The 9,997-nt window shown below is 74.5% G+C and carries 10 protein-coding genes, 1 tRNA gene and 1 other RNA gene; 5 read left to right on the top strand and 7 right to left on the bottom strand.

The features are described 5' to 3' along the window. Positions 1-1,865 (bottom strand): DNA polymerase III subunit gamma and tau (locus EF903_RS21460; protein WP_125545580.1); only part of this gene is annotated, 1,865 nt, incomplete at its 3' end. Positions 1,866-1,948: 83 nt separating this feature from the next. Beyond that, positions 1,949-2,043, bottom strand: an RNA gene (gene ffs, locus EF903_RS21455) — signal recognition particle sRNA small type. 73 nt (positions 2,044-2,116) lie between these two features. On the opposite strand from ffs, the gene EF903_RS21450 reads away from it, so the two are divergent. Next, a tRNA-Ser gene (locus tag EF903_RS21450) sits at positions 2,117-2,201 on the top strand. A gap of 114 nt (positions 2,202-2,315) precedes the next feature. Here EF903_RS21450 and EF903_RS21445 read toward each other — a convergent pair. Together EF903_RS21445 and EF903_RS21440 are read right to left on the bottom strand one after the other, a co-directional pair. Beyond that, complete coding sequence (locus EF903_RS21445) at positions 2,316-2,735, bottom strand: molybdopterin-binding protein (RefSeq protein ID WP_125545578.1); 420 nt, start codon at positions 2,733-2,735, stop codon at positions 2,316-2,318. Positions 2,736-2,737: 2 nt separating this feature from the next. Further along, positions 2,738-3,556, bottom strand: coding sequence for a VOC family protein (locus EF903_RS21440; RefSeq protein ID WP_125545576.1), 819 nt, complete (start codon positions 3,554-3,556; stop codon positions 2,738-2,740). A gap of 101 nt (positions 3,557-3,657) precedes the next feature. On the opposite strand from EF903_RS21440, the gene EF903_RS21435 reads away from it, so the two are divergent. Continuing rightward, positions 3,658-4,260 (top strand): HhH-GPD-type base excision DNA repair protein, encoded by a 603-nt coding sequence (locus EF903_RS21435; RefSeq protein ID WP_125545574.1) that lies wholly within the window; start codon positions 3,658-3,660, stop codon positions 4,258-4,260. 17 nt (positions 4,261-4,277) lie between these two features. Here the strand turns inward: EF903_RS21435 and opcA are convergent, their stop codons facing one another. Next, positions 4,278-5,204 (bottom strand): glucose-6-phosphate dehydrogenase assembly protein OpcA, encoded by a 927-nt coding sequence (gene opcA / locus EF903_RS21430; protein WP_125545572.1) that lies wholly within the window; start codon positions 5,202-5,204, stop codon positions 4,278-4,280. Between the two features lie 56 nt (positions 5,205-5,260). Continuing rightward, on the bottom strand, positions 5,261-6,853 hold the full coding sequence (locus EF903_RS21425; RefSeq protein WP_125545570.1) for a helicase HerA-like domain-containing protein: 1,593 nt from the start codon (positions 6,851-6,853) through the stop codon (positions 5,261-5,263). A gap of 88 nt (positions 6,854-6,941) precedes the next feature. Between EF903_RS21425 and EF903_RS21420 the strand changes: the two genes are divergently transcribed. Continuing rightward, a complete protein-coding gene (locus EF903_RS21420; protein ID WP_114058229.1) occupies positions 6,942-7,238 on the top strand; it encodes a type II toxin-antitoxin system VapB family antitoxin in 297 nt (98 codons plus the stop codon). Positions 7,239-7,404: 166 nt separating this feature from the next. Next, a complete protein-coding gene (locus EF903_RS21415; RefSeq protein WP_125545568.1) occupies positions 7,405-8,055 on the top strand; it encodes a LytR C-terminal domain-containing protein in 651 nt (216 codons plus the stop codon). 116 nt (positions 8,056-8,171) lie between these two features. Here EF903_RS21415 and upp read toward each other — a convergent pair whose 3' ends face one another. Continuing rightward, the gene (gene upp / locus EF903_RS21410) at positions 8,172-8,807 is read right to left on the bottom strand and encodes a uracil phosphoribosyltransferase (protein WP_114058231.1); all 636 of its coding nucleotides are present in this window, start codon (positions 8,805-8,807) and stop codon (positions 8,172-8,174) included. A 194-nt stretch (positions 8,808-9,001) separates the two neighbouring features. Here upp and EF903_RS21405 point away from each other — a divergent pair, with 194 nt between their 5' ends. Beyond that, positions 9,002-9,946, top strand: a complete 945-nt coding sequence (locus tag EF903_RS21405; protein WP_260615726.1) for a universal stress protein — start codon at positions 9,002-9,004, stop codon at positions 9,944-9,946. Positions 9,947-9,997: the final 51 nt, after the last annotated feature.

Here is a 9,997-nt window from a genome sequence, read left to right as displayed (position 1 = left end):
CCGTACGCCGGGGCGCCGTACGCCGACGGCGGCGGGGCGGGCTGGCCGCCCCCGACGACGGCGTCGATCTTCCAGTTGACCTGGAACTGCTCGGCCAGGACGGCCTTGAGCACGTCCTCGCTGCCGCTGCTCGCGAAGTTGTCGCGGGCTCCGGCGTTGGGGAAGCCGAGCTGGAGGGTGGTTCCGTCGAAGCCGGTGACCTGGGCGTTCTGGCTGAGCAGGATCCAGGTGAAGCGGCGGCGGTTCTTGACGGCGTCGAGGATGCCGGGCCACATCGCCTGCACCTGCCCGGCGCCCGCCGCCATGCCCGGCGCGGGCTGCGCGGCCGGAGCCGCCGCGGCGGCAGGGGCGGGAGCGGCGGGGGCCGCCGGTGCCGGAGCGGAGGGAGCGGGAGCCCCCTGGCCGGGCGCGGCGGCGGTGGGCCAGGCGCCGCGCACCCCGGAACCGGGCTTGGCCGCCCCGGGCCACGCCCCCGGCGCCGCGGGAGCCTCCGCCGCGGGCGCGGCGGTCTGGGCGGCCGGCGCGGCGGGCTGGGCCGGCGGTGCCGCCACCGGTGCCATGGCGTGCGCCTCGGGACCGGGCGAGTAGCCCATGGCGGGCTGCGGCGCCGCGGGCTGCACGACCGGCGGCTGCGGCGCGGCCGCCACGGGCGGGGGCACGGGCACGGCGGGGGGCGCCCCGAGCGCCGCGGCCCCCGCCATGACGGCACCGCCCCGCTCCAGCCGCTCCAGGCGGGCCTGGAAGGACCGCTCGTCGTCGAACGCGGCGGGCAGCAGCACCCGCGCACAGATCAGCTCCAGCTGGAGCCGCGGCGCGGTGGCGCCCCGCATCTCGGTCAGACCGGTGTTGACCAGGTCGGCGGCGCGGCTGAGCTCGGCCGCGCCGAAGACGGAGGCCTGCGCCTGCATCCGCTCCAGCACGTCGGCGGGGGCGTCGATCAGCCCCTTCTCCGCGGCGTCGGGCACGGCGGCGAGGATCACGAGGTCGCGCAACCGCTCCAGCAGGTCGGCGACGAACCGGCGCGGGTCGTTCCCGCCCTCGACGACGCGGTCGACGACCTCGAACGCGGCGGCCCCGTCCCCCGCGGCGAACGCGTCCACGACGGAGTCCAGCAGCGACCCGTCCGTGTAGCCGAGCAGCGACGTCGCCATGGCGTACGTCACACCCTCGTCGCCGGCGCCCGCGAGCAGCTGGTCCATGACGGACATCGAATCGCGCACGGAGCCCGCGCCGGCCCGCACCACGAGCGGCAGCACGCCGTCCTCGACCTTGGCGCCCTCGCGGCCGCAGACCTCGCCCAGGTAGTCCCGCAGCGTCCCGGGCGGCACGAGCCGGAAGGGGTAGTGGTGCGTCCGCGACCGGATCGTCCCGATGACCTTCTCGGGCTCGGTGGTCGCGAAGATGAACTTCAGGTGCTCCGGAGGCTCCTCGACCACCTTCAGCAGGGCGTTGAAGCCCGCCGAGGTGACCATGTGCGCCTCGTCGATGATGTAGATCTTGTAGCGGCTGGAAGCCGGCCCGAAGAACGCCTTCTCCCGCAGGTCACGGGCGTCGTCGACACCGCCGTGCGAGGCGGCGTCGATCTCGATCACGTCGATCGACCCCGGCCCGTTGCGCGCGAGGTCCCGGCAGGACTGGCACTCCCCGCACGGATCGGGAGTGGGACCCTGCTCACAGTTCAGGCACCGGGCCAGGATCCGCGCACTGGTGGTCTTGCCACAGCCGCGGGGCCCGCTGAACAGGTACGCGTGGTTGACCCGGTTGTTCCGCAGGGCCTGCATCAGCGGAGCGGTGACATGCTCCTGGCCGATGACCTCGGCGAACGACTCGGGGCGGTAGCGGCGGTACAGCGCAAGGGACGACACGTCTACGAGGTTATCCGGGCCCGCCGACAAACAGCCCCGCCGCACATCCGGCGGCCCACGACCCGCCCGCCCCGTCCGGGAACGCAAACGCCCCCCACGCACCCGCCAGAGCCCACTTACCCTTGCTGCCTTCCGGCCCTGGGGGAGTTGGGTGAGATAGCGCCACGTGAGGGGCTTCCCCCACCCTAGCGGATGGAGGGCCCGGGTATCGAGTTCGCTAGCACCCCTCAACGTCTTGTATTGTTCGTCGCGGAGGATTCGCCTAGAGGCCTAGGGCGCACGCTTGGAAAGCGTGTTGGGGGCAACCCCTCACGAGTTCGAATCTCGTATCCTCCGCAGCCGCCTGAAAGGGCGAGACGAAGACCCCGACCGCACAGCGGCCGGGGTCTTCGTCGTTCGCTGCTCCGCACAAGCCGCTCCCCCTGCTCCACGCCCGAGGGCCGTGGCCCGTCAGGCCGTGGCCAGGGCCACCTCCGTGGCCTTGATCAGGGCCACCACGTGGGAGCCGGGTGCCAGGGACAGCGCCTCGACGGCGTCGCGGGTGATCGCCGCGGTCAGTTCGCCGTCGTTCACCACGATGCGCACGGACGCCATGGCCCCGCCCTCGGTGATGCCGGCGACCGTGCCGGAGATCTGGTTCCGGATGCTGATGCCCTCGACGGCGCCCGCCGCCAGCGCCACGTCGGTGGCCTTGACCAGGGCGGTCACCGCCGAGCCGGGGCTGAGGTCGAGTTCCCGGGCGGCGTCGCTCGTGATGGCCGCGACGATGTCCGCGCCGCCCTCCAGCCTGATCCCCACCGTCGTCATCACCTCGCCGCCGACGACCGCCGTCACCCGGCCGACCAGCCGGTTCCGGATGCTCAGGTGCACCGCTACACGTCCGTCATGGCGGGCATGCCGCCCTGGGTGGTCGAGGTGTCGATGACCGCGAACGCCGCGCCCTGCTGGTCGGCGAGCGCCGCGAACCGCCCGAAGGGGCTGTCCATGGGCCCGAAGTGCAGCCTGCCGCCCAGCCTCTGCGCCTTCGCCACGGCCTCGTCGCAGTCCGGGACCGAGAAGTACAGCTGCACCCACGGCGGGACCTCCGGCGGGAAGTCCCCGCCCATCGCCATCCGGCCGAGCACCGGGTGCTCGGGCCCGCCCGCGCTGTAGACCCGGAAGTCCATCCCCTCCTCCTCGGGGCTGCCGTCGGGGTGCATCTGCTGGGCGCTGTACGGGAAGACCCGCGGGAAGAAGGCGTCGGCCCGCTCCGGGTCGCGGGTGAAGACCTCGGCCCACGTGTAGGAGCCCGGCTCGCCCATCTTCTCGAAGCCGCGGTGCTCGTCCGGCTGCCAGACGCCGAAGACCGCGCCGCCGGGCTCCTTCGCGATGAGCATGGTGCCGTACGTGCCGATCTGCATCGGGCCCATCATCACCTCGCCGCCCGCCGCCCTGATCTTCTCCGCGGTGGCCGCCGCGTCGGGCGAGGCGAAGTAGAGGCACCACTGCGACGGGGCCTCGGTGCCGGGCATCGGGGGGACGACGGCGGCGACCGCCTTGCCGTCGGAGTACGCCTGCGTGTAGTTGCCGTACTCGCTCGCCGCCTCGCCGAAGGTCCAGCCCAGCACCTCCCCGTAGAAGGCCTTCGCCGCCTCGACGTCCTTGAACATCGCGTCCGCCCAGCAGGGCGCGCCCTCGGAGAACTCCGCCATGGTCGATCGACTCCTGTGTCGTGGGCTCCGTCCGGTGTTCCACGCTAGGCGCGCGGTGCGCCGCCCGCGCGCGGAGCGCGGCCGCGCGAGAGGCTGGAGCCATGGACATCACCCTGCGCCTGTCCCAGCACCCGGAGGCCGACGAGCTGCTCGGACGCAGCCCGCTCGCCGCGCTCGTGGGGATGCTGCTGGACCAGCAGGTGCCGATGGAGTGGGCGTTCGCCGGGCCGTACACGATCGCGCAGCGGCTCGGCGCGGACGACCTCGACGCCCATGCCATCGCCGCCTGCGATCCGGAGGAGTTCGCCGCGCTGCTGGCGCGGAAGCCGGCCGTCCACCGCTATCCGGGGTCGATGGCGAAGCGTGTGCAGCAGCTGTGCGCGTACCTGGTCGAGCACTACGACGGGGACGCGGCGGCGCTGTGGGACGGCGTCGCGACCGGCGCGGAGCTGCTGGAGCGGCTGAAGGCGCTGCCGGGCTTCGGGGAGCAGAAGGCGCAGATCTTCCTGGCGCTGCTGGGCAAGCGGCTCGGCGTACGGCCGGAGGGCTGGCGGGAGGCCGCCGGCGGCTACGGGGAGGCGGACGTCTACCGCTCGGCGGCGGACATCACCGGCCCGGAGTCGCTGGCCCGGGTGCGGGCGCACAAGCAGGAGCTGAAGGCCGCGGCCAAGGCCGCCAAGGCGGCCAGGGCGCCCGGCGGCTGACCCGCCGCCACCCCGCGCTACACCGGGGCCGGGACCGGGCGGCGCCGCAGGGCGGCTGCGTACACCTCGTCCGCGTGCAGCCGCCGCAGCTCCTCCGACAGCAGCTCGGCCGTGCTGCGGATCTTCAGGGCGGCGGTGCGGTCCGGGCTGTCCGGCAGGCGCAGCGTGGCCAGCGCCCCGTCGGGCCGGTCCACGCGGATGTCGCCCTCGGGGGTCCCCAGCCGCACCCCGGTGATGACCGGCCCGCCGGTGGCGATCCGCTCCACCGGGACGCCGAGCCGGTCCTCCAGCCACCGCGCGAGGAGCTCCGCGCTCGGGTTCCCGGCCTCGCTCTCCACGGCCGCGCCGGTCACGGGCAGCGGCTTCTGGTCCAGCGCGGCGGCGAGCAGCGCCCGCCAGGGGGTCAGCCGGGTCCAGGCCAGGTCGGTGTCCCCGGGGGCGTACGCGGCCCCCTGCGCGGCCAGCGCGGCCACCGGGTCGGCGGCCGTCTCGGAGTCCGTGATCCGGCGCTGCGCCAGCGCGCCCAGCGGGTCGCGGGCCGGGTCGGCCGGGGCGTCGGCGGGCCACCAGGCCACGACGGGGGCGTCGGGGACGAGGAGCGGCAGGACCACGGAGCCGGCCTGTTCGGTGAGCGCCCCGTGCAGCCGCAGCACGACGATCTCGCCGGTCCCGGCGTCCGAGCCGACCCGCAGCTCGGCGTCGAGCCGGGTCTGGCGGAGCCGGTGCGGGCCGCGCGAGGAGCGCTTGACCACCGCGATGATGCGGCAGGGGTGCTCCCGGGAGGCCTCCGTGGCCGCGCGGATCGCGTCGTAGGCGTTCTCCTCATCGGTGGCGATGACGAGGGTCAGGACCAGGCCCATGGCGGGGCTTCCGATGGCGCGCCGGGCTTCGAGCAGGGCCCGGTCGACCTTGCTGGACGTGGTGTCGGTGAGTTCGGTCCGCATGGGTCGAGTGTGGCAGCGGGGGCGGCCGATGCGTCACCCGGCGAAGCGCCCATCCGTCACCTGCGGCGCCGGGCGGTCCCGAAGAGGGAGCGGGAGATCTCCCGGCCCAGCTGGGTGCCGACCGAACGGGCCAGCGAGCGGAAGATTCCGCTCCCCAAAACCTGCTGCACCGGCGACGGCTTCTCCGCGGTCCGGCGGGGCTCATGCGGACGCGCAGTCTCCGTCTCCGCTTCCGCCCGCGAGGCTTCCGCCCGCGCCGCCTCGGCCTCCGCCGCCGCCTCCGCGGCGGCCTGCTCCGCGGTGATCTTCTCGTACGCCGACTCGCGGTCCACCGGCTGCCCGTAGCGCGCGTGCAGCGGCGAGGCGTGCACCGCCCGGTCCAGCGCCTCCGCCCCGACCGGCGCCATCAGCGACTGCGGGGCCCGCAGCCGGGTCGCCGCGACCGGCGTCGGGACGCCCTTCTCGTCGAGCACGGTGACGACGGCCTCGCCGGTCCCGAGCCCCGTCAGGAGCTCCTCCAGGTCGTACTCCGAACGGGGGTAGGTCTGCACGGCGGCCTTGAGCGCCTTGGCGTCGTCCGGGGTGAACGCGCGCAGCGCGTGCTGCACCCGGTTGCCGAGCTGGGCCAGCACGTCCCCCGGCACGTCCTTGGGGGTCTGCGTCACGAAGAAGACGCCGACGCCCTTGGAGCGGATGAGCCGGACCGTCCGGGTGACGGCCTCCAGGAAGGCCTTCGAGGCACCGTCGAAGAGCAGGTGCGCCTCGTCGAAGAAGAACACGAGCTTCGGCTTGTCGAGGTCGCCCGCCTCGGGCAGGGCCGCGAACAGGTCGGCCAGCAGCCACATCAGGAAGGTGGAGAACAGCTGCGGCCGGTCCTGCACGGCCGGGAGCTCCAGCAGGGAGACGACGCCGCGGCCGTCGGGCGCCGTCCGCAGCAGATCGGCGGTGTCGAACTCGGGCTCGCCGAAGAACACGCCTGCGCCCTGCTGCTCGAACGCGGTGAGGGCGCGCAGGACCACCCCGGCCGTCGCCGCGGAGATGCCGCCGATGTCCTTCAGCTCGGCCTTGCCGCGGTCCGACACGAGGAACGCGACGACGGCCCGCAGGTCCTTCAGGTCGTACAGCTCCAGGCCCTTGGCGTCGGCGTAGTGGAAGACCAGGCCGAGCGACTGCTCCTGGGTGCGGTTGAGCCCGAGCACCTTCGACATCAGGACCGGCCCGAAGTCCGTCACCGTGGCGCGCACCGGGACGCCCGGCCCGATGCCGCCGAGCGAGAGGAATTCGGCGGGGCAGCCGGCCGGCTGCCAGTCCTGGCCGACCTCGCGGGCGCGCTCGGCCGTCTTCGGGTGCGGTTCGCCCGGGGCCGCGATGCCGGAGACGTCCCCCTTGACGTCGGCGAGGAACACCGGGACGCCGCTCGCGGACAGCTGTTCGGCGATGAGCTGGAGGGTCTTCGTCTTGCCGGTCCCCGTCGCGCCGGCGATCAGGCCGTGGCGGTTGAGGACCGCGAGCGGGACGCGGACGCCCCGGTCCGGCAGGCAGGCGCCGTCCCACAGGAGCGCGCCCAGTTCCAGGGCCGGGCCGGTGAAGGAGTACCCGGCGGCGATCCGGTCGGCCGGCGACGCTTGCGGAGCGGTGCTCTCACTCATACGACCCTCCCGTTTTGATGCTGTATGCCACTTTTGCACCGCCGGTGTGAGGCTGCGCCCGCAGGCGCGGGCCCGGTAGGCTTTCCGTGTGATCTTCAAGCGCATCGGAAACGGGCGGCCGTACCCCGACCACGGCAGGGAAACCACCCGGCAGTGGGCGGATGTCGCCCCGCGCCCGGTCCGGCTCGACCAGTTGGTGACGACCAAGGGGCAGCTGGACCTCGAGACGCTGCTCGCCGAGGACTCGACCTTCTACGGGGACCTCTTCGCCCACGTCGTGAAGTGGCAGGGCGACCTGTACCTGGAGGACGGCCTGCACCGCGCGGTCCGCGCGGCCCTCCAGCAGCGCCAGGTCCTGCACGCGCGCGTCCTCGAAATGGACTGACGGCGGGCCCGGCCACCGCACCGGGCGGCCCTCCGCGACAGCCGCGGCGGCCCGTCGCGCCCCCGCCCGCCTCCCGCTTGATGCGAATTGCGCCTTTCGGGTCGGTCTTGCCCTATCAACAGATCATTTGGTGGGCAAGCTCTCCGCCCGGTATTACGCTGCGCCCATGAGCATGCTCACTCCCCCCGGCATGGGCGGAAAGTACCGCGTCACGGGAGCGGCCTACCCCCGCCTGAGCCGGCGACCGCGCCGCCGCCGGATCGTGTTCGCCGTACTCGGCGCGGTCCTCGGGGCCGCCCTGCTCGGCTACGGATCCCTGCAGCTCATCCAGGTGTTCCGCGGAGAGGGCGGCGGCGACGCACGGCGCGCCGCCGCCGGCGGGAAGTGCCCCGACAAGGGCAGCGGGGCGGCCTCGGCCGCGCCGGCCAGCGCCCCCGCGGTGGTCCTGCCGCAGCCCGCCGACATCACCGTCAACGTCTACAACGCCACCCAGCGCGCGGGCCTGGCCAAGGCGGTCGGGGACGAGCTGAAGGCGCGCGGGTTCACGGTCGGCCAGGTCGGCAACGCCCCCGCCGACTTCGACAAGAAGGTCCCCGGGACGGGGATACTGCTCGGCTCGCCGAAGACCGACAAGGCGGCCTACTCCGTCCTCGGCACGCAGCTCGCGGGCGACACCCTGCAGAGCGACGCCCGCGAGGGCGCCGACATCGACCTGATCCTCGGCGACGCTTTCACGGAGCTGAGCCCGAAGGCGACCGCGGAGCAGGAGCTGGCGCTGCTGGCCCACCCCAAGCCGGCGGCCGCACCGGCCTGCTGACCCGCCGGCGGCAGGCGTCGGCGTCCGCGGCAGGCGCCTGCGGCAGGCGTGGCACCTGCCGCAGGCCGGAAGCCGGAAAGCCCCGGCGCCGCGAGGCACCGGGGCCGGGAGATCCCCTACTCGGCCGAGCCGTACATGCGGTCGCCCGCGTCGCCGAGCCCCGGCACGATGTAGCCGTGCTCGTTGAGCCGCTCGTCCACCGCGGCCGTCACGACCGTCACCGGCGTGCCCGCGAGCTCGCGCTCCATGACCTCGACGCCCTCCGGCGCGGCCAGGAGCACCACGGCCGTCACGTCGTCCGCGCCGCGCTTGATCAGCTCCTGGATGGCCGCGACCAGCGTGCCGCCCGTCGCCAGCATGGGGTCGACCACGTACACCTGGCGCCCGGAGAGGTCCTCCGGCATGCGCGTCGCGTACGTGGAGGCCTCCAGGGTCTCCTCGTTGCGGACCATGCCCAGGAAGCCCACCTCGGCCGTCGGCAGCAGCCGCACCATGCCGTCGAGCATGCCGAGGCCGGCGCGCAGGATCGGCACGACCAGCGGACGCGGGTGCGACAGCTTCACGCCCGTGGTCGGGGCGACCGGCGTCTCGATGTCGGACTGCTCGGTGCGGACGTCCCGGGTGGCCTCGTAGGCGAGGAGGGTCACCAGCTCGTCGGCGAGCCGGCGGAAGGTGGGGGAGTCGGTGCGCTTGTCGCGCAGGGTGGTCAGTTTGTGCGCCACCAGGGGGTGATCGACGACCTGCAAACGCACAGCATCCTCCAAGGCTCAAGAGTCGGGTTTCGACCTGCGACCAGCAAAAACGGCCGCACGTTTTCGCGACCCACACCCAAAAGGCTACGCGGTGTGCGCACCCCCGTGCGCCCGGGCGCCCGCCCGGGCGGGTGTGCGCGCCCCGCCCGGCGCCTGCGGATGCGGCCCGGCCGGGCGCCCAGCACGCTGGTCACGTGACCAATGCACCGGTGATCGCGGCCGTCGACGGATCCGAGCACAGCCTGCGCGCCCTCGAATGGGCGTGCGCCGCGGCCGTGCGGCACGGCACCGGACTCGTCGTCGCCCACGTGCTGCCCGACAGCGCCCAGCTGTACGTCGCCCGCCGGTCCTCCCTCGCCGACCCGGGCGCCCCCGCGGCATGGGAGGACCCGGTCGCGGAGCGGATCCGCGCCCTGCTCGCGGAGGCCCCCGGCGCCCCGGAGGACATCCGCTACGAGTCGCTGACCGGCTCCGTCCCGGAGGCCCTGCGGGTGATCGGCTCGGGCGCGCGGATGCTGGTGATGGGCTCGCGCGGGCGCGGCGGCTTCGCGGCCCTGCTGCTGGGATCGAACAGCAGGGCCGTCTCCGGCACGGCCCCCTGCCCGGTCGTCGTCGTCCCGCACGAGGCGCGCGACGCAGCCGCCGGCGACACGGCCGGCCCCTCCGCCGGCCGGGTGGTCCTCGGGCTGCACGTCGACGAGACCCCGGACGACGTCATCGCCTTCGCCTTCGCCGAGGCGGCCTCGCGCGGCACGGACCTCCAGGTCCTCTCGGCGTACGCCGTCCCGCCGTCACCCGTGGTGGTGGCGGACACCCCCTTCACGGTGCTCACCCCGGAGGGTCTCGCGGACGGCACCGACACCGCGCCCGCCGAACGCGACATGCTGGCCGCCCAGAGCCGGCGCCTGGCCCCGCACCGCGAGCGCGCACCGGACACCACCGTCGTGCAGGCCGCCGTACCCGGCGACGCGGCGGGCGGCCTCGTCGCGGCATCCCGGTCCGCGGCCCTCGTCGTGGTGGGCCGCCACCACCCGAGGCGCAGCCTCCGCGGCCTCGCCGTCGGCTCCGTCGCACACGCCGTACTGCACCACGCGCACGGCCCCGTGGCCGTCGTCCCGGCCCTCTCGGACGACGCCTGACCTGCGCGGGGGTGGCGTCAAGAGGCCCGGCGGGGGGAAGGTGGGTGCGGA

Source organism: Streptomyces sp. WAC05292, assembly GCF_003949955.1.
Classification (GTDB): Bacteria; Actinomycetota; Actinomycetes; order Streptomycetales; family Streptomycetaceae; genus Streptomyces; species Streptomyces globosus.
The sequence above is the reverse complement of the archived record's forward strand: the minus strand, read 5'-3'. Positions and strand labels throughout refer to the sequence as shown.